Source organism: Microbacterium sp. zg.B48, from assembly GCF_024623505.1.
Taxonomy (GTDB): domain Bacteria; phylum Actinomycetota; class Actinomycetes; order Actinomycetales; family Microbacteriaceae; genus Microbacterium.
The window spans coordinates 146,470-171,084 of sequence record NZ_JANJFE010000013.1 but is presented as its reverse complement, the minus strand read 5'-3'; the positions used below and the strand labels follow the sequence as shown (position 1 = coordinate 171,084).

Sequence of the window (24,615 nt, the reverse complement as noted above, 5' to 3'; positions counted from 1 at the left end):
CACAGTTGCACCTCTGGTTCCTTCGGGGGTCACGTACGACCGTACTTCTTGTGGACGGCCTGGCGGCTCACGCCGAGGGCGGCCGCGATCGCCTGCCAGGAGTAGCCGAGGTTCCGCGCTCGTCGGACCTGGACCTCCTCGGCGCGAGCGATCTCGCGACGCACAGCGGCGAGCCGGTGCAACTCCGCGATGGGCGCACCCTCGGGCACCGACCCGATCAGAGTCCGGATGTCGTTGCCATTCATGCGCTTCGTCCTTCGGATTCCGGATGCCGCGGCCACGGCATCCGCGTCAACAATAGTTGACGCATGCGGACATGTCAATAGATGTTGACACCCGCCGTGGTGCGCCGCAGGGACAGACGAGCGTGCCCCGTCCGACGGATCGGACGGGGCACGCTCGGGCGCGGAAAGCGGCGTGGCAGGCGGTCAGCCGTCCTGTGCCGCGAGCTCTCCGGCGGCGTCTTGCTTCAGCCGGGCCATGTCGATCTTGCCGTGCGGGCTGCGCTCCAGGCTCGGGCGCACCAGGATCCGACGCGGCTTCTTGTAGCCGGCGAGCAGCGGTTCCACGTGTGCGCGCAGGTCCGCCTCCGTCACGACGGCTCCGTCGGTCGGCACCACGATCGCCGTCAGCGCTTCACCGAATCGTGCGTCCGGAAGTCCGAAGACGATGGCGTCGGCGACGGACGGGTGGGCCAGCAGCGCATCCTCCACCTCCACCGGATACACCTTCTCGCCGCCGGTGTTGACCACCGAGCTGCCACGTCCGAGCAGCTCCACGCAGCCGTCGTCGAGAACCTCGACCCAGTCGCCGGGCATCACATGACGAACGCCGCGGATCTCCGGGAAGGTCGCGCGGGACTTCTCCTCATCGCCGAAGTAGCCCTTGGGCAGCGTTCCCCGGAATGCCAGGACGCCGCGGGCGCCGACCGTGTCCTGCACTTCGCGCAGCTGTTCGTCGAGCACGACCGCACCCGGGAGCATCCGCAGGCGGCCCGGAAGATCCTCCGACCGTGCGGTGACGCTGACGGCGAAGGGGCCGCCCTCGGTCGAGGCGAGCAGGTCGATGATCGAGATGTCGCCGAGCCGGTGCAACCGTTCCTTCGTCGCGTCGCTGAAGCGCATCCCGGAGCTGATGACCGAATCCACATCGCCCAGTCGCGTCACACCGGCCCGCTCCGCCGCCTCCACAAGGGGGAGCGCGACCGCGTCGCCGGCGACGATCACCCGGGTGGCGCCCTTGTCCACCGCGAGGCGGACCGCCTCATCGGCGTCCAGTCGAGGCGAGGCGTGGATGATCACGGTCCCACCCAGCACCAGCGTGTTCATCGAGGTGAACAGGGCGGTGCCGTGCATGAACGGCGCCAGCGGAAGTGTCGCGACCCTGGGCGTTGTCGGATCCGCCGCCACCCGCACGACATCGGCCATCGTGTCGGGCGCCGCCAGCCCGGAGGAGGCGTAGATGGAGTACAGCTGCACCTCGAGGATGTCCTGCGTGCCCCACACCACCGCGCGCGGCCGGCCCGTCGTCCCGCCGGTGTAGAGGCGCAGCTCCCCACCCTCGGGCGGCGTCGGCGGCAGCTGCCCGGCCCCGGCGACGATCTCGGAGTACACCAGCGCGCCCTCGAGTCGAGGGCCACCGTCATCGACCTGGATCAGCAACGGCGTGCTCGCCGCATCGGCGACCGCCGCCGCGGCGACCTCGGTGAGCGAGGTCGGGAACAGCAGCGCCGCGGCCTGCGAGTCCTGCAGCAGCTCGGCGACCTCCGTGGCGCGGTAGCGGTAGTTGATCGGCACCGGAGCGATGCCGGTCGCGAAGCAGGCGAACAGCGCGACGAGGTACTCCGGACGGTTGTACATCAGGATCGCGACCGCGTCGCCGGGGCGTATCCCGGCGTCCTGGAGGCGCGTCGCGAACGCGCCGGCATCCCTGGCGAAATCGCGATACGACATGGTGGTCTCGCGGGTGGCGATCGCCGGTCGATCCGGCAGCTCGGCCGCCACGGCCTGCCACACGTCGCTGTAGTGACCTTTCATCGGCGGCCTCAGTCCCGTGACGGTGGACCGGACGGCTGCGCGAGCGCCGCCAGCTCGGAACGCCAGGCGGCGTCGATGCCGGCCGCACTCCAGCCTCCGTCGGAATCGACCGTCCGCAGCGAGCTCGGGTGCGAGTAGAGGGTGATCCGGTCGCCGCCGATGCCGATGGCCTGCCCGGTCACATCTGCGGACAGCTCGGATGCCAGCCACACGATCAGCGGCGCGACGTCCTCGGGGGAGCCCAGGGCGTGGTCGCGGCGGAACTCCGTGGGGATCGGCCGGCCGGCCACGAAGTCCTCGTACACCGCCGTGTAGGCCGGGATCGTCGCGGTCATCGGCGACAGGGCGGTGGGGATGACCGCGTTGGCCGTGATGCCGGCACGCCCGAGTTCGAGCGACCAGGTGCGTGCCATGGCGACCAGCCCTGCCTTGACGGCCGCGTAGTTGGTCTGGCCGAAGCTGCCGTACTGGCCGGCGGGCGACCCGATGAGGATGATCCGCCCGCCCTCGGCCTGTGCGCGCATCGCGATCGCGGCGGCGCGACCGCACGTGAACGTGCCGCGCAGGTGGGTGTCCACGACGGCGTCGAAGTCATCATCGCCCATCTTCCACAGCACGCGGTCGCGGAGCACCCCCGCGTTGGCGACGAGGATGTCCAGCCGCCCGAAGTTGGTCAGTGCGGCATCCACCAGGGCGTCTGCGGTCGAGGCGGGCCCGACCGGGGCGACGACCGCGACGGCACGTCCGCCCGCGTCGGTGATCGCCGTCACCGTCTCGGCGGCCGTGGTCGGGTCGACATCGTTGACCACGACGGCGGCGCCGGCCGCGGCCAGCGCTTCGGCGTAGGCGCGACCGAGGCTCCGGCCGCTTCCGGTGACGATCGCGACGCGACCGTCCAGGCGGATGTCGTCGGGAGTGTTCTGGCTCATCGGTAGTACCTCAGCACGAATTCGGCGACGCAGGCGGGTTTGACGGAATTCTCGATCTCGAAGGTGACGGGTACTTCGATCTGCCAGCCGCCGGCGACCTCGGTGACCTCGGAGACCACTCCGTGCACGCGGATGCGCGATCCGACCGGAACCGGCGCGGGGAAGCGGACCTTGTTCAGCCCGTAGTTGATGCCCATTCCGGCGCCGGTGACCTCGAACACCTCGGCCATGAGCGGCACCACGAGGCTCAAGGTGAGCAGGCCGTGTGCGATCCGGGTGCCGAACGGCGTGGATGCGGCGAACTCGGCGTCCAGGTGGATGGGGTTGTGATCCCCGGACACCCGGGCGAACAGATCGACCTCGTCCTGAGTGATCTCTCGCCACGACGACGGCCCGAAGGCCGTGCCCCGCAGAGTCGCGAGATCCTCAATGGCGGTCGAGAGTGCGACGGCCTCCTGCATGGGCATTCTCCTTCGAACACGTCGATCCACGGGCACGGCCGCGCCCCTGTTTATGTCAGTTTACCTGAAACTGCCCCACTTGTCACTTCGCCTGCGTTAGCCTGAACCGCACCTGGGAGAGGAAGAGCATGGATCGGCAGGGGAATCTCATCTACGTGATCAAGCAGCTCGACCTCGCGCTGCGGCCGCGCTTCTACGAGGCGTGTGCGAGCGCGGGGATGACGGCGGCTCAGTACACGGCGATGACCGTGCTCGCCCGGCGTCCCGGCATCACCAGCTCCGAGCTGGCGCGCCGCTCGTTCGTGCGCGCTCAGACGATGGCGGCGACGGTGGACCCCCTGCTGGAAGCGGGTCTGGTGCGCAGGGAGCACGACCCCCAGCACGGCCGGCGGATCCTGCTGTATCTCACCGAAAGCGGAGCCGATGCGGTCGCCGGGCTCGCGCCTCAGGTGGACGAGCTCGAGGAACTGCTGGTGTCGGACCTGTCCGAGCAGGAGCGCGTGCAGTTCGCCGACTACCTGCGCCGGTGCCGCAACGCGCTGGGTCAGGCCGGGCATCGCGTGCCGCCCCCTGTCACGACCTGATCGGCCGAACGTGCCACGCGGGCGGTCGCGCAGAACGTCCGACGCGGGCGTTAGGGTGGTGCGGTGCCAGCGCCCGTCATCGCCGCGTCCGAGCTCGTCAAGTCCTACAAGCTGAAGGGCAAGCCCGACTTCCTCGCGGTGGACGGGCTCTCGTTCGAGGTCGCAGCGGGGGAGTCGTTCGGGCTGCTCGGACCCAACGGAGCCGGCAAGTCCACCACGATGAAGATGATCGGGGCCGTCTCCACCCGCACCAGCGGCCGGCTGAGCATCCTCGGCCTGGACCCGGACCAGTACGGTCCCGAGATCCGCTCGCGCCTGGGGGTGGTGCCGCAGCAGGACAACCTGGACGCGGAGCTGAACGCGCGCGAGAACCTGTACATCTATGGACGCTACTTCGGCCTGCCCGGTGCCGTGTGCGCCCAGAAGGCCGATGAGCTGCTCGCCTTCGCGGCCCTGGAGGACAAGGCCAAGAGCAAGGTGGATCAGCTCTCCGGGGGGATGAAGCGGCGTCTCACGATCGCCCGCGGCCTGATCAACGACCCCCGCATCCTGCTGCTTGACGAGCCCACCACGGGCCTTGACCCGCAGGCGCGGCACGTGCTGTGGGACCGTCTGTTCCGGCTGAAGGAGCGCGGCACCACGCTCGTGCTGACCACGCACTACATGGACGAGGCGGAGCAGCTCTGCGACCGCCTGGTCGTGGTCGACAAGGGCAGGATCATGGCGGAGGGGACGCCATCCGCACTGATCCGCCGACACTCCAGCCGTGAGGTGCTGGAGGTGCGGTTCGGCTCGGAGCGCAACCAGCAGGTCGAGCCGCAGCTGCAGGGGATCGGCGAGCGGGTGGAGGTCCTGCCCGACCGCGTGCTGATCTACACCGACAACGGCGAGGCCGCCCTGGAGCGCGTCACCGAGCGCGGGCTGCAGCCGGTCACGTCGCTGGTGCGCAGGTCCAGCCTCGAGGACGTGTTCCTCCGGCTCACCGGAAGGTCGCTGATCGAATGACCCGCCCGTCCGACGAGCTGCCCGAGCCGGTCCGCTCGTCCCGAACCTCGGAGCCCGCCGTGCTGGCGCAGCCGTCGCTCGAGGAGCTGCGCGCGGAGGCCATGCAGTGGGGCCGCAAGCCGCGTGCCCTCGGCGCGTGGTACGTGACCGAGCACATGGTCCGGGCGATGCGCGCCTACGGCTGGACGATCATCGTGGGCGCGCTGGGGCAGCCGATCCTGTACCTGCTCGGACTTGCGGTGGGGCTGGCGGCGCTCATCCAGGCGAACATCCAGGACGGCGGCGTGGAGGTGTCCTACCTCGTCTTCGTCGCCCCGGCGCTGCTGATGACGGCGACCATCTCGGTGGCCACCGAGGAGTTCACCTATCCGGTGATGGCCGGGTTCAAGTGGCGTCGCTACTTCTTCGGGTTCAGCGCTTCGCCGCTGTCAGCCGCGCAGATCGCGACCGGCGTCGTGCTCGGTGCGACGGCGCGGATGGTCGTGGTCGCTGTCGCGTACACGGCTTTCCTGTATCTGTTCCAGGCGATTCCGGATGCCGCGACCGGGTGGCTGTCGGTGTTCGTCGCGATCCTGGCCGGGCTCGCCTTCGGGGTCCCGCTGATGGCCTACGCGGCATCCGTCCAGGAGGACAAGGGCCAGTTCGCGCTGGTCCAGCGGTTCCTCTTCATGCCGATGTTCCTGTTCTCGGGCACCTTCTTCCCGCTGGCCACCCTGCCGCTGTGGCTGCAGTGGATCGGCTGGATCTCCCCGCTCTGGCACGCGTCCGAACTGGGGCGCTGGCTCAGCTACGGTCGGCCCATCGCGCCGGCGATGCTGGCCGTGCACATCGGTTACCTGCTGGTGCTCACCATCGGCGGGTACCTGCTGGCCCGGCGCGTCTTCCAGCGGAGGCTGGCCGCATGAGCGCCGCGGGCACGATGACCGGCACCGGCGCACCGCAGCGGCGCGCCGGGGGAGTGCGCGCACTGTGGTCGGGCAACCCCGGCGCGGTGGTGCAGCGCGGCCTTCTGGCTGCGCGCTCCTCCAGCTGGGTCGTGGTCCTCTCCGGCTTCTTCGAGCCGGTGTTCTATCTCGCCTCGATGGGGATCGGGCTGGGCGCATTGGTCGGCACTGTCCAGACCTCCACCGGCCTGGAGGTCAGCTACGCGCAGTTCATCGCGCCCGCGCTGCTGGCGGTCTCGGCCATGAACGGCGCGATCTACGACTCCACCTGGAACGTCTTCTTCAAGCTCAACTACGGAAAGCTGTACGAGGGGATGCTGTCCACCTCGCTCGGTCCGCTGGATGTGGCGCTCGGCGAGATCCTCTACGCGCTGCTGCGCGGGCTGCTGTACGCCACCGGCTTCATGATCATCATGCAGCTGTTCTCGCTGAACCTCTCGTGGACGGCGATCCTGGCACTGCCCGCCGTCCTGCTGATCGCGTTCGGCTTCGCGAGTCTCGGCATGGCGATCACCAGCTATATGAAGGCGTTCCAGCACATGGAGTGGATCAATTTCGTGCTGCTGCCGATGTTCCTGTTCTCGGCGACGCTGTACCCGATCACGGTCTACCCGGAGTTCATCCAGGTGCTGGTGAAGATCTTCCCGCTCTGGCACGGGGTCGAGCTGGTCCGCGGGCTGACCACCGGTGCCCTGTCCTGGGGCATGCTGTGGCACGTGCTCTACTACGTCGTGATGATCGCGGTCGGCCTGGTGTTCACGACCAAGCGGCTGCGCGCACTGTTCCTGGACTGACCGCGGCCGACCTGGACGGCGCGGTCAGCGCCAGAGCAGCGCGATGCCTGCGTTGAGCAGGGTCAGGATGCCGACCAGCCAGAACGCCGCCGGAGGGATGCTCCCGCCCTTGCGCTCCCGCGCGGAGCCGATGCCCAGCAGTGCGCCGATGATGATCAGCACCACCAGCTTCACGCCGATCTTGACGTAATTCAGGTCGTAGGAGATCCCCCATGGCGCCGCCAGGATCAGCCCCGCGACGAAGGAGATGGTCAGGCCGATGCTCATCAGCGAAGTGGTCTGCACGCGACGGTTGTAGACCTCCACCGCCCAGGCGCCGAACAGGACCGCGAAGCCGCTGAGGTGGATGAGTACGACGATCTGACGAAGCACTTCGAGAGCGTCCATGGTCGGCACGCTAGTCCCGGACGCGGCGGTCCACCAGCAGGGGGCGGCGCAGACGCCCGCGCCGCGTGCCCGCTCCGGGTCAGGCGCGCAGCTGTGCGAGCACCAGGGCGGTGCGGACGGCGGCATCCGCCGCTTCGGCGCCCTTGTCCTCGTGAGAGCCCGGCAGGCCCGCCCGGTCCAGTCCCTGCTGCTCGTCGTCGAGGGTGAGCAGGCCGAAGCCGACCGGCCTGCCGGCGTCCAGCGCCACCCGGGTCAAGCCATCGGTCGCGGCCGCCGAGACGTAGTCGAAGTGCGGTGTTCCGCCCCGGATGATGACCCCGAGCGCGACGACCGCGTCGGCGCCGGCGGCGAACGCCGCCTGCGCCGCGAGCGCCAGCTCGAACGAGCCGGGGACGCGCACGAGCTGCCACGTCGCGCCCGCCGCCTCCAGGGTGCGCTCTGCGCCGGCGATCAGGCCGTCTGTGATGACCTGGTGCCAGGTCCCGGCCACGACCACCACGTTCAGGGACGACGCGTCGCTGCCGCCGACGATCGGCGCGCCCTTCCCGCTCATGCGCCGGCCCCCCGGGCGGGTGCGGTGACCTCGTGCATCCGTGCGAGGGCGTCGGTCAGGTCCTCCTCGGCGATCAGGTGGCCCATGCGGTCGCGCTTGGTGGACAGGTACTGGTGGTTGTTCGGCCCCACGCCGACCAGCAGTGGAACCTGCTCGACGATCTCGAGCCCGAGCTCGCGCAGCTGCGTCACCTTGTCGGTGTTGTTGGTCAGCAGGCGCACCTTCTCCACACCCAGGTCGGCCAGGATGCCGGCCGCCGCGGCATAGTCGCGCGCGTCGGCGGGCAGCCCGAGGGCCAGGTTCGCGTCGACGGTGTCCAGCCCGCGCTCCTGCAGGCTGTACGCGCGCAGCTTGTTGATCAGCCCGATGCCGCGACCCTCGTGACCGCGCATGTAGATGACGATGCCGCCGTCCTGCTCGATCGCGTCCAGCGCCGCGTCCAGCTGCGGACCGCATTCGCACTTCAGCGAGCCGAACGCCTCACCGGTCAGGCATTCCGAGTGCACCCGGACGAGGGGGGCATCCTCGGACAGGTCGCCCGAGACGACCGCGAGGTGGTCCGTGCCGGTGATCCGGTCCTTGTAGGCCAGGAACCGGAAGCCGCCGTGCGCGGTGGGCACATTGGCCTCGGCGCGCAGGCTCACCCGCCGGCGGTGCGGTGAGTGGGTGGTCGCCGCGATCGGCTGGTGCTCGTTCAGGTGGGCGATCAGCTGCTCGATCGTGATCACCGGCACGCCGTCGCGTTCGCCGAGCTCGAGCAGTCCCGGCAGTCGCATCATCGAGCCGTCCTCGGCCACGACCTCCGCGATCGCGCCGACCGGCTTCAGGCCGGCCAGGCGCATCAGCTCGACCGCGGCCTCGGTGTGCCCGCCGCGCTCGCGCACGCCGCCGTCGACCGCACGAAGCGGCAGCACATGGCCGGGTCGGATCACGCTGGTCGGCGTGGACTGCGGGTCGGCCAGGACGTTGAGGGTGTGGGCGCGGTCGGAGGCGGAGATGCCCGTCGAGACCCGGTCCGCGGCATCCACGCTGACCGTGTAGGCGGTGCCGCGCGCGTCCTCGTTCACCTCGACCATCGGGGGCAGGTCGAGGCGGTCGGCCCACTCGCCGGGCATCGGCGCGCAGATGAAGCCGCTGGACCAGCGGACGGTCCACGCGATCCATTCCGGGGTGGCCAGCTCGGCGGAGAGCACGACATCCCCTTCGTTCTCGCGGTTCTCGTCGTCCGCGACGATCACGGGGCGGCCCGCGCGGAGCGCGTCGAGGGCGGCGGAGATGGGGGAAAGGCTCATCGGGAGCCTCCTTCTGTCTGGGCGGCGGGGGCCGCGGGGGTATCGACCATCGCGGTGGTGACCGCGGAAGGGGTGAACGCGAGCAGGCGCTGCACGTGACGCGCCAGGATGTCGGTCTCGAGGTTGACCAGGTCGCCGACCGCGCGGGAGCCGAGCGTCGTGGCCGCGAGCGTCTCGGGGATGAGCGAGACCTCGAACCAGGGGGCGTCGGAATCGGCGGGGCTGACCGCGCTGACCGTCAGTGAGACGCCGTCGACCGAGATGGAGCCCTTGTCGACCACCAGCGGAGCGAGCGCGGCGGGCAACCCGACGCGCAGAACGCGCCACTGCGCTCCGGGGCGGACCTGCAGAAGCTCACCGGTGCCGTCGATGTGGCCCTGCACGATGTGCCCGCCGAGGCGCCCGTGTGCGGCGGTTGCCCGCTCCAGGTTGACCGGTCGACCGGCCGCGACCCCGGCCAGGGTGGACATGTCGAGGGTCTGCTTCATCACATCTGCCGTGAACCAGTCATCGCCGCGATCGACCACGGTGAGGCAGACGCCGCTGACCGAGATGGAGTCGCCGTGGGCGGCGTCCGATACCGCCTTGGGCGCATGCACTCGCAGCCGCACGCCGTCTCCGGACGGGTCGACGGCCGTGACGGCCCCGATCTCTTCGACGATTCCGGTGAACATCAGAGGTCTCCTTGCGTGGCGGGGTGTGCGGTCAGCAGCAGGTCCCGGCCGAGCATCTGCACGGATGACACGGCCAGGCGCCGCTGCTGAGAGATGGTGTCGACGCCGAGGCGGCCGAGCGCGGGGTGGTCGGTACCGTCGGCGCCGTAACCGATCAGGGTCGGGGCGACGTAGGCGAGCACCTCGTCGACGAGGTGCTCGCGCAGGAATGCGCTGGCGATGGTCGGGCCGCCTTCGACGAACACCCGCTGGGCGCCGAGCGCGCGCAGTTCGGACAGGACCGCGGGCAGGTCGCTGCCCGAGCGGTGCAGCAGCTGCCGTGGGTGCCTGCGCAGGGCGGCGTCCTCCGGCAGCCGGCGGTCGCCGAGCACGACCGGCACCGGCTGGCTGTCGTACAGCGTCCCGTCCGGACGGCGGGCGGTCAGCGCCGGGTCGTCGGCCAGGACCGTGCCGATGCCCACCACGATCGCGTCGGCCTCCGCGCGGCGACGGTGCACGTCCGCCCGCGCGTCCGCTCCGGTGATCCACTGGCTGGTGCCGTCGGATGCTGCGGCGCGTCCGTCCAGGCTCTGCGCCCACTTGACCGTGACGTGCGGCCGGCCCAGCCGTTGCACGGTGAGCCAGGAGGCCAGCAGCTCGGTGCCTTCCTCCGCCATCACGCCGGATTCGACGGAGACCCCGGCCTCGCGCAGCCGTTGCGCACCACCGGTCGATTCGGGGTTCGGGTCGTCCACCGCGAAGATCACCCGGGACACGCCCGCCTCGATCAGCGCGACGGCGCAGGGACCGGTCCGGCCGGTGTGGTTGCACGGCTCGAGGGTGACCACCGCGGTGGTGCCGCGCGCGGCGCCGTCGGCCAGCTGGGACAGCGCGTCCACCTCGGCGTGCACGGTGCCGGCACCACGGTGCCACCCCTCGGCGAGCACGTCGCCGTCGGGGGAGAGGATGACCGCGCCGACCTGCGGGTTGACGCCGCGCGGGCCGTTGCGCGCCAGCTCCAGCGCACGGATCATCGCATCCCGCTCCGCACCGTTCACCGGCATCCGAATCCTTCTTCTTCAGGCTCCGGGATTGGCGATCGGCGGCGCGCAGGCACCGCCCGTGCTGCCTCCCATCCGGACTCGCAGCATTTCTGCTGCATCACCGTCGGTCCCGGATTTCCACCGGATCAGCCTCGGCGCACCCGAATCGGATGCTGTCGCCTCGGCTCGCGGACTGTCACCGCCGGTTCGGATTCCCACCGACCCCGGAGCACGTATTGCACTTCAGTGTAGTCAACGCACCGAGGGGGAATTCATTCCGGCCGGCGTGGGCGTGCGGCGGGAACGGCGACTGAACGAACCCTGTGCGCGCTCGTGTGCGCGGCGCCCGAGCCCCTGCCGCCCCGTAGCCTGGAAGGGCCGAGCGACAGCGACGACGGGGTGCGCACCCCGGCGCTGCGCACCGAGGCGGGGCTGAGAGCACAGGGAGCGGATGACACACGCACAGACGGGCTTCGAAGCGCTCGCCGCGCGCCCGTACGCCGACGTGCTGGTGGTCGGGGGCGGCATCAACGGTCTGGCGACGTTCCGGGATCTGGCGATGCAGGGCGTGGATGTCGCGCTGGTGGAGCGCGCCGACTTCGTCAGCGGTGCTTCCGCGGGCTCCTCGCACATGATCCATGGCGGCATCCGATACCTCGAGAACGGGGAATTCCGGCTCGTGCACGAGGCGGTGACCGAACGCAACGGCCTGCTGAAGATCGCGCCGCACTACGTGCGGCCGCTGCAGACGACGATTCCCATCTTCTCCACCTTCTCCGGCGTGCTGACCGCCCCACTGCGCTTCCTGCGGCACGGGGGCGGCACGCACCGCGAACGCGGGGCCGCTCTGATCAAGATCGGCCTGGTCATCTACGACTCCTTCTCGCGCGGGGGCGGCCGGGTGCCTCGCCACGAGTTCCACGGACGGCGCAGGTCACTGCAACAGCTGCCGCACCTGAACGCGGGGGTCAAGTACACCGCGACGTACTGGGACGCGTCGCTGCACGATCCGGAGCGCTTGGCCATCGACGTGCTGTGCGACGGTCTCACGGCCGGGGGAATCTCGGCGCGTGCGGCCAACTACACCGCCGCTGTCGGGGTGGACGACGGCGGAATCGTCCTGCGCGACCAGGACAGCGGTGCGCAGGTGCGGTTCGTGGCATCCGTGATCGTCAACGCGTCCGGGCCGTGGACCGATGTCACCAACCTCGCACTCGGCGATCCGACGCAGTACATGGGCGGCACGAAGGGCTCGCACATCGTGCTGGACCACCCCGCGCTGCTGGCGGCCACGGGCGGGCGCGAGCTGTTCTTCGAGCACAGGGACGGCCGGATCGTGCTCATCTACCCGCTGAAGGGCCGCGTCCTGGTCGGCACCACCGACCTCGAGCACGACATGAGCGACCCGATCGTGTGCACCGAGGCGGAGGTCGACTACTTCCTCGATCTGGTCGGCTACGTCCTGCCCGACATCGCGGTGGATCGCAGCAGCATCGTGTATCGCTTCGCGGGCGTACGGCCGCTGCCCGGACACGGTGAGCTGGCGCCCGGCTTCGTCTCGCGGGACTACCGCATCGAGTCCGCGCCACTGGTCCGCTCGTCGGCCGGCCGGGAGGCCGGGGCTGAGCCGGGGGAGGACCAGGCCAGCGCCACGGTGCTCAGCCTGGTGGGCGGCAAGTGGACGACCTTCCGCGCGTCGGCGGAGAACCTCGCCGATCACGTCCTCGGGTTGCTCGCGCGTCCGCGGCGCAGCTCGACCAGGGGAGTGCCGATCGGCGGCGGCCGCGGCTACCCGACCACCGAGCGCGCGCGCCGACGGTGGATGGACGCGCACCGCGATGCGCTGCCCCTCGCCCGGGTCGCGACCCTGCTCGATCGCTACGGTACGACCGCCGCCGAGGTCATCGCGGCGATCACGGCGGACCCGGACGACCGGCCGCTGCGGACGCTGCCGGACTTCAGCACCGCGGAATTGCGCCACCTCGCCCGCGCGGAATGCGTCGTGCACCTCGATGACATCCTGCTGCGCCGCACCAGCCTGGCCTTCATCGGCGCCGTCACCGCGGAGTCGGCCGCCGAGGTCGCGGAGGCGATCGCACCGGTGCGGGGGTGGGACCTCGCGCAGCGACGCGCGCAGACCACCCGGGCGTTGACGCAGGTGCACGCGGCGGATCCGACCTGGTCGGACGCGGCATCCGCCGGGTCCTCCGCATCGCGATAGCCTGACCGGAGCCGGCCACGCGCGCCGGCGCGGCGACTCGAGCCGCGCAGGGACCCGAAGGAGAGCTCGTGTCGGATCATGTGCTGGCGCTGGACCAGGGGACCACCTCGACGCGCGCCATCGTGTTCGACGGCCACGGCGGAATCGTCGCCGTCGCTCAGCGCGAACACGAGCAGATCTTCCCCCGGGCGGGCTGGGTCGAACACGACCCGATCGAGATCTGGACGAACACGCAGTGGGTGATCGCCACGGTTCTGGACGATGCCGGCCTCGCGCCGCAGGATGTCGCGGGCCTGGGGATCACCAACCAGCGCGAGACCGCGATCGTCTGGGACCGCCGCACCGGCCGACCGGTGACGAACGCGATCGTCTGGCAGGACACCCGCACGCAGTCTCTCATCGATCGGCTGGCCGCGGACGGCGGCACCGACCGGTTCGCCGAGCGCACCGGCCTGCCGCTGGCGACGTACTTCTCGGCGTCGAAGATCGCATGGATCCTCGATTCTGTGCCCGGTGCGCGAGCCGATGCCGAGGCGGGGCATCTGCTGTTCGGCACACCCGACACGTGGGTGATCTGGAACCTGACCGGGGACACGCGCAGCGGGATCCACGTCACCGACGTGACCAATGCCAGCCGCACGCTGCTGATGGACCTGAGCACGCTGGACTGGTCGGACGACCTGCTCGCGGTGTTCGGCATCCCGCGTGCGATGCTGCCCGAGATCGTGCCCTCGTCGGGGGTGATCGGCGAGGTGCTCGAACCTGCCGCGGCACGGGGCATCCGGATCGCCGGGATCCTCGGCGACCAGCAGGCGGCCACCTTCGGCCAAGCGGCATTCGACCCGGGGCAGTCCAAGAACACGTACGGCACCGGCAACTTCCTGCTGGTCAACACCGGCACGGACATCGTCCGCTCCACGCACGGCCTGGTCACCACCGTGGCCTACCGCTGCGGAGACGAGCCGACCTCGTATGCGCTGGAGGGATCCATTGCCGTGACCGGATCCCTCGTGCAGTGGCTGCGGGACAACCTCGGCATCATCAGCTCGGCTCCCGAGGTGGCCCGGCTCGCCTCGACCGTGGACGACAGCGGCGGGGCGTACTTCGTACCGGCGTTCTCCGGCCTGTTCGCCCCCTACTGGCGCCCGGACGCGCGCGGCGCGCTGGTCGGGCTGACCCGGTACGTGAACAAGGCGCACATCGCCCGGGCCGCGATCGAGGCGGCCGCTTTTCAGTCGCGTGATGTCATCGACGCCATCGTGGCCGACACCGGCCGCGAGCTGACCGAGCTGCGCGTGGACGGGGGCGGGTCGCGGGATGACCTGATGATGCAGTTCCAGGCCGACATCCTCGGGATCCCCGTGGTGCGGCCGGCGATCATCGAGACGACGGCGCTCGGCGCCGCGTACGCGGCCGGGCTGGCCACCGGGGTGTGGTCGGGCCGCGACGCGCTGCGGGGCCAGTGGCGCGAGGGCAGGCGGTGGGAGCCGACGATGCCGGCGGAGGAGGCCGACCGGCGGATGCGGCTGTGGCGCAAGGCCGTGACGAAGTCGCTGGACTGGGTCGACGAGGACGTCACGGCGCTGTCCTGACGCCTGCGGCGAGGTCTACTTGAGCAGTCGCGAGAGCCGGCGATCGGCGAGGATCTTGCCGCCGGTCTGGCAGGTGGCGCAGTACTCCAGCGAGTTGTCGGCGAAGAAGACGCTGCGCACGACATCGCCGCACACCGGGCAGGTCTCGCCCCGGCGGCCGTGCACCTGCATGCCGCGACGCTTGGCATCCTTCAGCTCGGCGGGCGGCTTGCCGGATGCCGTGGCGACCGCCTCGGCCAGGGTGCGGGTCATCGCGGCGTGCAGTCCGTCGATGTCCTCGTCGGTGAGGGTCGCTGCGAGGGCATACGGCGACATCCGGGCGTCGTGCAGGATCTCATCCGAATAGGCGTTGCCCACCCCGGCCAGGATCGACTGATCGCGCAGCACGCCCTTGATCTGCGTGCGCCGACCCTGCACCAGCCCGGCGAGCGTGTCGCGCGTGAAGGCCGGATCGAGCGGATCGGGCCCCAGCCGCGCGATTCCGGGCACGTCCTGCGGATCGGTGACCACGTACACGGCGAGGGATTTCTTGGTGCCCGCTTCGGTCAGATCGAATCCGGACCCGTCCGAGAACGCCACCCGCAGGGCGATGGGGGTCTTGCCCGGGCGGATGATGGTCGCAGGAAGCTCGTCGTACCACCTCAGCCACCCGGCCTTGGCGAGATGGAAGATCAGATGGGGTGCGGCATCCGTCGTGGTGGTGGCCAGGTCGATGAACTTGCCGTGCCGCGTTGCGCCGGTGATCTCGGCGCCGACCAGGGCGTCCACCGGAGGGTCGTAGGTCTTCAGCGCCGCGAACGCCGCGACGGTGACCCGCGTGATCGTCAGGCCCGTCGTGCGTCCACCCAGGAAGTCGACGAGCCCCTGGACTTCGGGCATCTCCGGCATGGTTCCATCCTTCCACGTGGTGGTCTGGGAGGGCCCGGCTCAGTCGGGGAGCACCGGCCAGGGCTGCGGCATCCGGTCGTCCTGCGGCAGCAGCCCGGCGATCCAGCCGTCGTCCCGCCCGAACGAGTTGGCCAGGGCGCCGCGCAGGAGCCCTTCGTACCGGAACCCGAGGGCGCGCGCGGACCGCGCGGAGGCGACGTTGCCCGCCACGGCGCGCCACTGGAGCCGCTGCAGTGCCGGACCGGCGCCGCTGAAGCCCCAATCGATCACGGCGCGGGCCGCCTCGGTGAGCACGGCGCGGCGACGGGCCGTCGGCGCCACCCAGTAGCCGATCTCTCCGGTGCCGCCCGCGCTGATGCCGTTGATGCTGATCATGCCGGCCAGCCGGCCGTCCTCACGGATCGCCCACGTGGCCTCCGCGTCCTGGGCCCAGCGGGTGCGCGCGAAGGGGATGAAGCCGTTCGCGTGACGCCGTTCGTAGGGCGAGGGGAGCGTGGTGTACCGCTGGATGTCCGGGTCCTGGCACGCGGCGTAGATCGCGTCGACGTCCGCGTCGGTCGGCGCGGAGAGGGTCAGCCGTTTCGTGACCAGGGTGACAGGTTCCACCCGGCCAGGTTAGCCGCCCGCGCACACAGCCCCGCGAGAAGAACTCGCTCCCCCATTGCTCGCCTGTCACAACACGCCGGCGGGTCGCGCGCCGATCGTGACAGGCGAGCGGGGCTGACGGTGCGTGGCCCGGCGCAGGCGTCGGTCAGCCTCCGGCTCGCCTGTCACAACACGCCGGCGGGGCGCGCCGATCGTGACAGGCGAGCGGGGCTGTCGGTGCGTGGCGCGGCACAGGCGTCGGTCAGCCTCCGGCTCGCCTGTCACAACACGCCGGCGGGGCGCGCGGATCGTGACGGGGGAGCGGGGCTGCCCATCGTGACAGGCGAGCGGGGCTGCCGAGCGCGATAGGGGAGCGGGGCGGGCCTCAGGCCCGGCGCAGCAGGCCGACCTTGTCGTAGACGTCGGCGACGGTGCGGTCGGCGACCTCGGAGGCGCGCCCGGCGTTGACGGCCAGCACGCGGTCCAGCTCGGCCTTGTCGTCCAGCAGCTCGAGGGCGCGGGCGCGGACCGGACCGAACTCGCCCACCACGACCTCGGCCAGCCCCTTCTTGAAGTCGCCGTATCCGCGACCGGCGTACTCGTCCTCGATCGCGGGGATCTGCCGCCCGGTCAGGGCCGCGTAGATGACGAGCAGGTTCGACACGCCGGGCTTGGCCTCGCGGTCGTACCGCACCGAACCCTCGCTGTCGGTGACCGCGCGCATGATCTTCTTGGCGCTCAGCGACGGGTCATCCAGCAGCCACAGGGTCCCGGCGTCGGACTCCGCCGACTTGGACATCTTCGCGGTCGGGTTCTGCAGGTCGTAGATGCGCGCGGTGTCCTTCTGGATCACCGGCATCGGGACCCGAAATGTCTCGCCGTACCGGGAGTTGAACCGCTCCGCCAGATCGCGGGTCAGCTCGACGTGCTGCTTCTGATCGTCCCCGACCGGCACGATGTCGGTCTGATACAGCAGGATGTCCGCTGCCATCAGCACCGGATAGGTGAACAGGCCGACCGATGTCGCGTCGGTGCCGTAGCGCTGGGATTTGTCCTTGAACTGAGTCATCCGTCCGGCCTCGCCGAAGCCGGTGATGGTGGAGAGGATCCACGCGAGCTCGGGGTGCGCGGGGACGTGCGATTGCACGTAGAGCGTGGATTTGGACGGCTCGATGCCGGCCGCGATGTACTGCGCGGCGGTGCGACGCGTCTTCTCGCGCAGCTCGGCCGGATCGTTCGGCTGCGTCAGGGCGTGGAGGTCCACGACCGAGAAGAACGCGTCGTAGGCCTCCTGCAGGTCGCGCCACTGCAGCAGCGCTCCGATGTAGTTGCCGATCTGGAGCGAGTCGGCGGAGGGCTGCATGCCGGAGTACAAGCGAGGTTTCGTCACCTCCTGATTCTAGGGGCGACGGATGCTGCGACCTCCGGTGCGGGGATTCCCGAGCATCGCAGGCGCACGCCCGCGCGTCAGCTGCCGAGCCGGTAGTCCGCGACCACCGGCGCGTGATCGCTCCAGCGGGTGTCCCAGGACGGGGCGCGAACGACGCGGTAATCCGTGACCCGCGCGGCCAGCTGCGGGGTGGCGAGGTGGTAATCGATGCGCCAGCCGGAGTCGTTGTCGAACGCCCGCCCCCGCATCGACCACCACGTGTACGGGCCGTCGATCTCGCCGGCGTGTGCGCGCCCGACATCCACCCAGCCCAGCCCTGTGCCGGTGGACCCGTCGACCCCGGTGACCTGTGCGCCGGCGGGGCCGAGGAAGCGGTCGAAGTAGGCGCGCTCGCGGGGCAGGAAGCCGGCCTTCTTGACGTTGCCCTTCCAGTTGCGGATGTCCAGTTCGCGGTGCCCGACGTTCAGATCGCCCATGACCAGGGACAGCGGGGATGCCGCGGCCAGGAGGGGCAGGCGAGCCTCCATCGCGTCCAGGAACGCCCACTTCGCATCCTGGCGGGGCGTGTCGGCCTCGCCGGTGTGCACGTACGCGCTGACCACGGTGAGGCGTTCGCCGTCGATCTCGATGTCGGCCTCGAGCCATCTGCCCGCGCTGTCCAGGCCCTCCTGGCCGAGCACGGTGCGCACCTGCACCGGCACGATCCGACTTGCGATCGCGACGCCGGCGCGGCCCTTGGCGAGGGCCTCGTCGTTGACCAGCTCCCACCCCGGCAGCGCAAGCCTCAGCTCGTCGGCGCTGGCGCGGGCCTCCTGCAGTGCCATGATGTCCACGTCCGCGGCATCCAGCCATTCGAGCATGCCCTTGCGGGTCGCCGCCCGGATCCCGTTGACATTGATCGAGGCGATGCGGACGCGATGTGGCACGCGTCTCAGCTTAATGACCACGCCGGACATGCGGCGTGTGCACCGGCGCGGCCGGATCGGGATCGGGCGTCACGGCAGTGGCCTTGCGTGCCGCCGCGCGCGCCGCGTGCGCGGAGGCGGCCGGGCGCGGCGGGGGTGCGGACGCCTCCACCTCTCGCAGCTCGTCCTCGGCCTCCCGGACGGCGAAGTCGGCGCGCCACGCGCGATACCAGGGGGCGGTGGCGCGGGCTTCCCGCGCCGCGCGCAGGCGCACCTGCGCGGCCAGGAGGAGTGCGCGGTGCTCCGCAGCGATCTGCTCGGCCTCGCTCGGGGCGGAGATCGGGATGTGCTTGTCCTGGGACGCCACCGCGATCCAGGCGGCAGCCACCAGCATGATGATCCCGCTGATCTTGAACCACAGCAGCAGGCCGACGAAGATCGCGAACGTGGCCAGCAGCGGGTTGGACGGGGTGTAGCTGACCAGCACACCGGCGCTGAACTGGAGCACCGTCAGCGCCGCCCCGCCCAGCAGTGCGCCGGGCCAGATCATGCGCCACTGCAGCGACGTGTCGGTGAGGAATCGGAACAGGGCCGCGAGGGCGGCCGCGTTGATCGCGAACGACACGATCACCGACCCGATGCGAATGCTGACATCGACCATGCCCGGGCCCAGGTCGATCCCGAACAGCGAGAGCAGCCAGGACAGCGCCCACGAGCTGACCCAGGTCAGCGCCGCGCCGACGATCAGCGCTGCGCCGAAGATGAGAGCCGCGGCCAGGTCGCGCGCCTTCAGCAGCACGTAGCTGCGCCGGTCCGGGGGGATTCCGAACATGTCCCGCACGCCGCGCCGCGAATAGGTCACCCAGCCGATCGCGGTCCAGATCACGGCACCGAATGCGATCAGCCCGGTGATGCTCAGCGCCCCGGTCGCGTTTGAGGCGATCTCCTGCACCTCCGCTGTGGTGATGACTCCCTGCGGGCCGATCAGCCCGGGGATGTAGCTGTTGATCAGCGTGATCACCGCGTTGACGGCCTCGGTGTTGCCGCCGAGCCAGAGTCCGGTGACGGCGAAGGTGACGTAGATGGCGGCGAAGATCGCGAACAGCCCCTGGTAGCTGATGCCCGCCCCGAGCAGGAAGCCGTTGTTCTGGAGGAAGTGGCGCCACACGCGTACCGGGAACCACGCCAGCGTCCGCTGCGTGAGCCGGGTGGCGGCCTGGATGGGCTCGTCGATGCGCTCGCGGATGGAACCCTGCGTCCCCTCCCACCTCTGCCGGAGCGTCTGCTCCGTGCGGGCGGCCTCCGCTGCGGCGCTGCGCGCCTCGGATGCGCTCTTGTGGCTCACGGTGACAGGTTAGTCATCAACGGATGCCGCGGCTTCGCCGCCCGCGGAGACGGCGGTCAGCGGCGCTGAGGGGGTGAGGGCCACGGGTGCACGGAACCGCCGCGCGGTCAGCAGCACCGGCACCAGGAGGGCCGCCGGAAGCAGGAAGGCGACTCCCAGGCCGGGAGAGTCGGCGAGGAGGCCGAGCATGACCGCTCCCAGCACCGCGCCGACGTAGTTGAACAGGTTCACGCGGGCGATGATCTCGTCGCTGCGCGCCGGGGCCAGCGCACCGGCGGCGGTGAAGGTCAGCGGCACGAGCGCGCCTACGGCCACGCCGGCCAGAGCGAACCCCCCGATGGCGGCGACCGGGAACGGCAGGAGCGCGACCAGCCCGCATCCCAGGAGGGAGATGACCGCGGCGGCGAGGACGACCCGGGTGCGGCCGAACCGCCCGACGGCGGGATCGGTGAGCAGCCGCGTGACCAGGATCGCCGCCTGATAGGCGGCGTAGCCCAGCGGCGCCAGGGCGGCAGCGGTCAGCAGCTGATCCTGCAGGTACACGGTGCTCCAGGTGCTCACCGCCGAATCCACTGTGAACGCCGCGAGCAGCACGAAGCCGAAGAGCCAGATCCCGCGTCGGGGGAGCGGTGCCTTGCCGTGCCGGCCCACCGGCGCCGCAGCCCGCGCCGGGTCGAACCCGCCTGCACCGAGCAGCGCCACCGCGCTCGCCACGATCGCGGCGAGCGTGAGCGGCATGACCACGGCAAGCCCGACCGCCGTCGAGCCGGCCACGGCGAGGGCCCCGACGATGGCGGCGGCGGTGTAGGCGGCGAAGTATCCGCCCATGATGTCGCGTCCGTATCGCCGTTGCACGAGCACGCCCTGCATGGCGCCCGCGGCGTCCACGCCGCCCAGACCGATCCCGTAGATGCCGAACGCGGCCACGAAGACCCAGAGCGCAAGCCCCGGCACCAGGGCAGTCAGCACGATCGCGACGAGGGCGAGGACCTCGAACGCCAGCGCAACGCTCAGAGCGACTCGGCTGCCCCGCCACTTGGCCAGCACATCCGCGATGATCGAGCCGACCGCCGCCGTCACGCATACCAGCAGGACGATCAGCGAGACCCCGACGTCGTCGATCCCCTGACGGTCCTTGAACACCGGCAGCGAGGTCACCACCACCGCGTAGCCGAACCCTTGCGCGGCGTACGCGGCGCTGACGGCAGCTCGCGAGCGTAAGGCGGAAACCGGAGGGGTGCTCACGCTCGGAGCATACCGGCGGTCAGCGTCCGCGGAGGATGGCCTGCTTCACTTCGGCGATCGCCTTGGTCACCTCGATGCCGCGGGGGCATGCCTCAGTGCAGTTGAAGGTGGTGCGGCAGCGCCACACGCCCTCCTTGTCGTTGAGGATGTCCAGGCGGACATCGCCCGCGTCGTCGCGCGAGTCGAAGATGAACCGGTGCGCGTTGACGATCGCAGCGGGACCGAAGTACTGTCCATCGGTCCAGAAGACGGGGCACGAGGAGGTGCACGCCGCGCAGAGAATGCACTTGGTGGTGTCGTCGAAGACCTCGCGGTCCACGATCGACTGGATGCGCTCCTTGCCCGGCTCGGGCGTGGAGTTTGCGATCAGGAACGGCTGCACGTCGCGGAACGACGCGAAGAACGGCTCCATGTCGACGATGAGATCCTTCTCCAGCGGCAGGCCCTTGATCGCCTCGACGTAGATCGGCTGCGAGATGTCCAGATCCTTGATGAGGGTCTTGCAGGCGAGCCGGTTGCGGCCGTTGATGCGCATCGCGTCGGAGCCGCAGATGCCGTGGGCGCAGGAGCGCCGGAACGTCAGCGATCCATCGACCTCCCACTTGATCTTGTGGAGGGCATCCAGGACGCGGTCGGTGGAATACAGCTCGACGTCGTAGTCCACCCAGCGCGGCTCCTCATCCACCTCGGGGTTGAAGCGCCGGATGATGAACGTGACCAGGAACGACTGGATGCCGGACTCGGCCGCGGGCGAACTGCCTGCCTGGCCGGTGGCGGAGTCCACGCCGAGCGCGGTCGAGGAATCAGCGGTCTCTACGAGCGTGGACGCCATCTCTAGTACTTCCTCTCCATCGGCTGGTAGCGCGTGATCACGACGGGCTTCCAGTCCAGGCGGATGTGGTCATCGGAATGCGAGGATCCGGCATCCCCGGACAGGTAGGCCATGGTGTGCTTCATGTAGGTCTCGTCGTCGCGCTTGGGGTAGTCGTCGCGCATGTGCCCGCCGCGGCTCTCCTTGCGGTTGCGGGCGGCGACCACCACGACCTCGGCGATGTCGAGCAGGAAGCCCAGCTCGACCGCTTCGAGCAGGTCGGTGTTGTACCGCTTGCCCTTGTCGTCGACGTGGATGTTCTTGAACCGGCCGCGCAGTTCCTCGATGACGTCCAGCACGTAGGTCAGCGACTCGTCGGTCCGGAAGACCTGCGCGTTCTTGTCCATCTCTTCCTGGAGCTTCTTGCGCAGGACGGCGATGCGCTCGGTGCCGGTGCCGGCTCGCAGGCCCTCGATGAGGCCGCGCACCTCGGCGGCGGGATCCTCCGGGAGCGGCACGAACTCGGCCGTCTTGACGTACTCGACGGCGTTGCGGCCGGCGCGCTTGCCGAAGACGTTGATGTCCAGCAGCGAGTTGGTGCCCAGGCGGTTGGAGCCGTGCACCGAGACGCAGGCGCACTCACCGGCGGCGTACAAGCCGGGCACCACGTTGGTGTTGGTCGAGAGGACCTCGGCGTTGTTGTTGGTGGGGATGCCGCCCATCGCATAGTGCGCGGTGGGCATGACGGGCACAGGCTCGACCACCGGATCGACGCCGAGGTAGGTGCGGGCGAACTCGGTGATATCGGGCAGCTTGGTCTCGAGCACTTCGGCGCCGAGGTGTGTGCAGTCCAGCAGCACGTAGTCCTTGTGCGGACCGGCGCCGCGCCCCTCGGCGACCTCCTGCTGCATGCAGCGGCTCACGATGTCGCGGGGAGCGAGGTCCTTGATGGTGGGCGCGTAGCGCTCCATGAACCGCTCGCCGGATGCGTTGCGCAGGATCGCGCCCTCGCCTCGGGCGCCCTCGGTGAGCAAGATACCGAGACCGGCCAGGCCGGTCGGGTGGAACTGGAAGAACTCCATGTCCTCCAGCGGCAGGCCTTTGCGCCAGAGGATGCCGACGCCGTCGCCGGTGAGGGTGTGCGCGTTGGAGGTGGTCTTGTAGATCTTCCCGAAGCCACCCGTGGCGAAGATGACCGCCTTGGAGTGGAACACGTGCAGGTCGCCGGTCGCCAGCTCGTAAGCGACGACTCCGGCCACCTGCGTGGCCCCGTCGTCATCGATGACGGTGATCAGGTCGAGCACGTAGTACTCGTTGAAGAAGTTGATGCCCAGGCGGACGCAGTTCTGGAACAGCGTCTGCAGGATCATGTGGCCGGTGCGGTCGGCGGCGTAGCATGCCCGGCGCACGGGCGTCTTGCCGTGATCGGCGGTGTGTCCGCCGAATCGGCGCTGGTCGATCTTGCCCTCGGGGGTGCGGTTGAACGGCAGCCCCATGTTCTCCAGGTCGATGACGGCGTCGATCGCCTCCTTGGCGAGGATCTCGGCGGCATCCTGGTCGACGAGGTAGTCGCCGCCCTTGACCGTGTCGAACGTGTGCCACTCCCAGGAGTCCTCTTCGACGTTGGCGAGGGCCGCAGCCATGCCGCCCTGCGCCGCGCCGGTGTGCGAGCGCGTCGGGTACAGCTTCGAGATGACGGCGGTCCGTGCGCCCGGCCCGGCTTCGATCGCCGCGCGCATGCCGGCGCCGCCGGCTCCGACGATGACGATGTCGAACTGGTGGTAGTGGACGCCGTCTCGGACGATGCTGTCGGGACTCTGGGGGCTCTGGGTGCTCACGTGAAGGATGCCTCTATGTCTGTCTGGTGTGTCGTCGGGGCGTAGGTCAGGCCTGGCACATGTCCCACAGGGAACTGTCCGCGGTGACGCCCAGGCACGGGTCGAAGGTGAAGACGACCAGCGTGCCCAGAAGGATGAGGAATCCGGCGGCCAGCCAGATCGCCCACACCAGGACGCGGCGCACCTTGGGATGGGTGATGTAGTCGTTGGTGACAGTGCGCATGCCGTTGGCGCCGTGGATCAGCGCCAGCCACAGCATGAGGACGTCCCACCACTGCCAGAACGGGCTGGCGAACTTGCCGACGACGAACGCGAAGTCCAGACCGTGGATGCCCTCGCCGAGCATCAGGTTGACGAACAGATGGCCGAAGATGAGCACGACCAGCAGCACGCCCGAGACGCGCATGTAGATCCAGCCCCACTTCTCCAGGTTGGGTCCGGAGCGACGCGGTGCGGTGTGCGGAGTGCGCGGTGCGGCGATGGTGTCAGCAGTCATCAGTGGCCGCCTCCCATCGTGGCGAAGACGTTCATGAGATGACGGGGCGTGAATGCGAGCATCGTCACCAGCCACAGTCCGATGACTCCCCACCAGAGCTGACGCTGCAGACGGGCACCCTTCGCCCAGAAGTCCACCACGATGATGCGCAGACCGTTGTAGGCGTGGTACGCGATCGCGCCGACCAGCACGACCTCACCGAGGCCCATGATCGGGTTCTTGTACGTGCCGATGACGGCGTTGTACGCCTCGGGGGAGACGCGGATCAGCGCGGTGTCCAGGACGTGGACGAGGAGGAAGAAGAAGATCGCAACCCCCGTGATGCGGTGCAGTACCCAGGACCACATGCCCTCGCGCCCGCGGTACAGCGTTCCGCGCGGGACTTTCGAGGTGGTCTCGGATACCGACGGTGTCAAGCGTGTGCCTGCGGACACGGTCGTCCTCCCTGAAGGGTGCGGGATCGTTTCAGCCCGGTGCGGACCATGCGCCGGCTCTTCTCCATCCTAGGACCGCTCACGCAGGGGAGGCGACGGAGGCCGAGCCCCAGGTGTCTCGATGTCGAGACAAATCGCCGAACCCGGCCGGGACGGGCGCGGATCCGATGCCCTCAGGCGCCGC

General features: G+C 70.0%; 25 protein-coding genes. 6 read left to right on the top strand and 19 right to left on the bottom strand.

The window, feature by feature from the left end; all coding sequences use genetic code 11:
• Positions 1–29 precede the first annotated feature (29 nt).
• The 4 genes from NQ152_RS10850 to NQ152_RS10835 all read right to left on the bottom strand — a co-directional run bounded on the left by NQ152_RS10850 (position 30) and on the right by NQ152_RS10835 (position 3,426).
• A complete protein-coding gene (locus tag NQ152_RS10850; RefSeq protein WP_257503091.1) occupies positions 30–245 on the bottom strand; it encodes an AsnC family protein in 216 nt (71 codons plus the stop codon).
• A gap of 183 nt (positions 246–428) precedes the next feature.
• Entirely contained in the window at positions 429–2,036 is a 1,608-nt protein-coding gene (locus tag NQ152_RS10845) for an AMP-binding protein (RefSeq protein ID WP_257503090.1), read from the bottom strand.
• 8 nt (positions 2,037–2,044) lie between these two features.
• A complete protein-coding gene (locus tag NQ152_RS10840) occupies positions 2,045–2,941 on the bottom strand; it encodes an SDR family oxidoreductase (RefSeq protein WP_374113588.1) in 897 nt (298 codons plus the stop codon).
• Between the two features lie 20 nt (positions 2,942–2,961).
• On the bottom strand, positions 2,962–3,426 hold the full coding sequence (locus NQ152_RS10835) for a MaoC family dehydratase (RefSeq protein WP_257503088.1): 465 nt from the start codon (positions 3,424–3,426) through the stop codon (positions 2,962–2,964).
• 128 nt (positions 3,427–3,554) lie between these two features.
• Between NQ152_RS10835 and NQ152_RS10830 the strand changes: the two genes are divergently transcribed.
• The 4 genes from NQ152_RS10830 (at position 3,555) to NQ152_RS10815 (ending at position 6,753) form a co-directional block, all read left to right on the top strand.
• Positions 3,555–4,010 carry a MarR family winged helix-turn-helix transcriptional regulator gene (locus NQ152_RS10830; protein WP_257503087.1) on the top strand — a complete coding sequence of 152 codons (456 nt, stop codon included), beginning with the start codon at positions 3,555–3,557 and terminating at the stop codon, positions 4,008–4,010.
• Positions 4,011–4,073: 63 nt separating this feature from the next.
• Entirely contained in the window at positions 4,074–5,015 is a 942-nt protein-coding gene (locus tag NQ152_RS10825) for an ABC transporter ATP-binding protein (RefSeq protein WP_257503086.1), read from the top strand.
• The gene (locus NQ152_RS10820) at positions 5,012–5,920 is read left to right on the top strand and encodes an ABC transporter permease (RefSeq protein ID WP_374113586.1); all 909 of its coding nucleotides are present in this window, start codon (positions 5,012–5,014) and stop codon (positions 5,918–5,920) included. Before NQ152_RS10825 ends, NQ152_RS10820 begins: the two co-directional genes overlap by 4 nt.
• 14 nt (positions 5,921–5,934) lie before the next feature.
• Positions 5,935–6,753: an ABC transporter permease gene (locus NQ152_RS10815; protein ID WP_257503242.1), complete on the top strand. Its 819-nt coding sequence runs from the start codon at positions 5,935–5,937 to the stop codon at positions 6,751–6,753.
• Between the two features lie 24 nt (positions 6,754–6,777).
• Here the strand turns inward: NQ152_RS10815 and NQ152_RS10810 are convergent, their stop codons facing one another.
• From NQ152_RS10810 to ribD, 5 genes are all read right to left on the bottom strand, one after another.
• Positions 6,778–7,140 carry a Fe-S protein gene (locus NQ152_RS10810; RefSeq protein WP_257503085.1) on the bottom strand — a complete coding sequence of 121 codons (363 nt, stop codon included), beginning with the start codon at positions 7,138–7,140 and terminating at the stop codon, positions 6,778–6,780.
• 79 nt (positions 7,141–7,219) lie between these two features.
• A complete protein-coding gene (gene ribH, locus NQ152_RS10805; protein ID WP_257503084.1) occupies positions 7,220–7,693 on the bottom strand; it encodes a 6,7-dimethyl-8-ribityllumazine synthase in 474 nt (157 codons plus the stop codon).
• Positions 7,690–8,985 carry a GTP cyclohydrolase II gene (gene ribA, locus NQ152_RS10800; protein ID WP_257523975.1) on the bottom strand — a complete coding sequence of 432 codons (1,296 nt, stop codon included), beginning with the start codon at positions 8,983–8,985 and terminating at the stop codon, positions 7,690–7,692. The genes ribH and ribA overlap by 4 nt, the downstream gene beginning before the upstream one ends.
• A complete protein-coding gene (locus tag NQ152_RS10795; RefSeq protein ID WP_257523974.1) occupies positions 8,982–9,659 on the bottom strand; it encodes a riboflavin synthase in 678 nt (225 codons plus the stop codon). The genes ribA and NQ152_RS10795 overlap by 4 nt, the downstream gene beginning before the upstream one ends.
• Positions 9,659–10,702, bottom strand: a complete 1,044-nt coding sequence (ribD, locus tag NQ152_RS10790; RefSeq protein WP_257503081.1) for a bifunctional diaminohydroxyphosphoribosylaminopyrimidine deaminase/5-amino-6-(5-phosphoribosylamino)uracil reductase RibD — start codon at positions 10,700–10,702, stop codon at positions 9,659–9,661. Before ribD ends, NQ152_RS10795 begins: the two co-directional genes overlap by 1 nt.
• Before the next feature lie 430 nt (positions 10,703–11,132).
• On the opposite strand from ribD, the gene NQ152_RS10785 reads away from it, so the two are divergent.
• Together NQ152_RS10785 and glpK are read left to right on the top strand one after the other, a co-directional pair.
• Positions 11,133–12,902, top strand: coding sequence for a glycerol-3-phosphate dehydrogenase/oxidase (locus NQ152_RS10785; RefSeq protein WP_257523973.1), 1,770 nt, complete (start codon positions 11,133–11,135; stop codon positions 12,900–12,902).
• Positions 12,903–12,970: 68 nt separating this feature from the next.
• Positions 12,971–14,494 carry a glycerol kinase GlpK gene (gene glpK / locus NQ152_RS10780; RefSeq protein ID WP_257503079.1) on the top strand — a complete coding sequence of 508 codons (1,524 nt, stop codon included), beginning with the start codon at positions 12,971–12,973 and terminating at the stop codon, positions 14,492–14,494.
• 15 nt (positions 14,495–14,509) lie between these two features.
• Here the strand turns inward: glpK and NQ152_RS10775 are convergent, their stop codons facing one another.
• The 10 genes from NQ152_RS10775 to sdhC form a co-directional block, all read right to left on the bottom strand.
• Entirely contained in the window at positions 14,510–15,382 is an 873-nt protein-coding gene (locus NQ152_RS10775; protein ID WP_257503078.1) for an Fpg/Nei family DNA glycosylase, read from the bottom strand.
• Between the two features lie 39 nt (positions 15,383–15,421).
• A complete protein-coding gene (locus tag NQ152_RS10770) occupies positions 15,422–15,988 on the bottom strand; it encodes a GNAT family N-acetyltransferase (protein WP_257523972.1) in 567 nt (188 codons plus the stop codon).
• Between the two features lie 364 nt (positions 15,989–16,352).
• Positions 16,353–17,357: a tryptophan--tRNA ligase gene (gene trpS / locus NQ152_RS10765; protein ID WP_257503077.1), complete on the bottom strand. Its 1,005-nt coding sequence runs from the start codon at positions 17,355–17,357 to the stop codon at positions 16,353–16,355.
• Positions 17,358–17,434: 77 nt separating this feature from the next.
• A complete protein-coding gene (locus tag NQ152_RS10760; protein ID WP_257523971.1) occupies positions 17,435–18,283 on the bottom strand; it encodes an exodeoxyribonuclease III in 849 nt (282 codons plus the stop codon).
• Between the two features lie 10 nt (positions 18,284–18,293).
• The gene (locus NQ152_RS10755; protein ID WP_257523970.1) at positions 18,294–19,607 is read right to left on the bottom strand and encodes a YihY/virulence factor BrkB family protein; all 1,314 of its coding nucleotides are present in this window, start codon (positions 19,605–19,607) and stop codon (positions 18,294–18,296) included.
• A gap of 9 nt (positions 19,608–19,616) precedes the next feature.
• Positions 19,617–20,852, bottom strand: coding sequence for an MFS transporter (locus NQ152_RS17255; RefSeq protein WP_257523969.1), 1,236 nt, complete (start codon positions 20,850–20,852; stop codon positions 19,617–19,619).
• A 19-nt stretch (positions 20,853–20,871) separates the two neighbouring features.
• Entirely contained in the window at positions 20,872–21,684 is an 813-nt protein-coding gene (locus NQ152_RS10745; RefSeq protein WP_257503073.1) for a succinate dehydrogenase iron-sulfur subunit, read from the bottom strand.
• A 2-nt stretch (positions 21,685–21,686) separates the two neighbouring features.
• A complete protein-coding gene (gene sdhA / locus NQ152_RS10740) occupies positions 21,687–23,501 on the bottom strand; it encodes a succinate dehydrogenase flavoprotein subunit (RefSeq protein ID WP_257503072.1) in 1,815 nt (604 codons plus the stop codon).
• A gap of 46 nt (positions 23,502–23,547) precedes the next feature.
• Positions 23,548–23,997, bottom strand: a complete 450-nt coding sequence (locus NQ152_RS10735) for a succinate dehydrogenase hydrophobic membrane anchor subunit (protein WP_257503071.1) — start codon at positions 23,995–23,997, stop codon at positions 23,548–23,550.
• The gene (gene sdhC / locus NQ152_RS10730) at positions 23,997–24,431 is read right to left on the bottom strand and encodes a succinate dehydrogenase, cytochrome b556 subunit (protein ID WP_257503070.1); all 435 of its coding nucleotides are present in this window, start codon (positions 24,429–24,431) and stop codon (positions 23,997–23,999) included. Before sdhC ends, NQ152_RS10735 begins: the two co-directional genes overlap by 1 nt.
• Positions 24,432–24,615 lie beyond the last annotated feature (184 nt).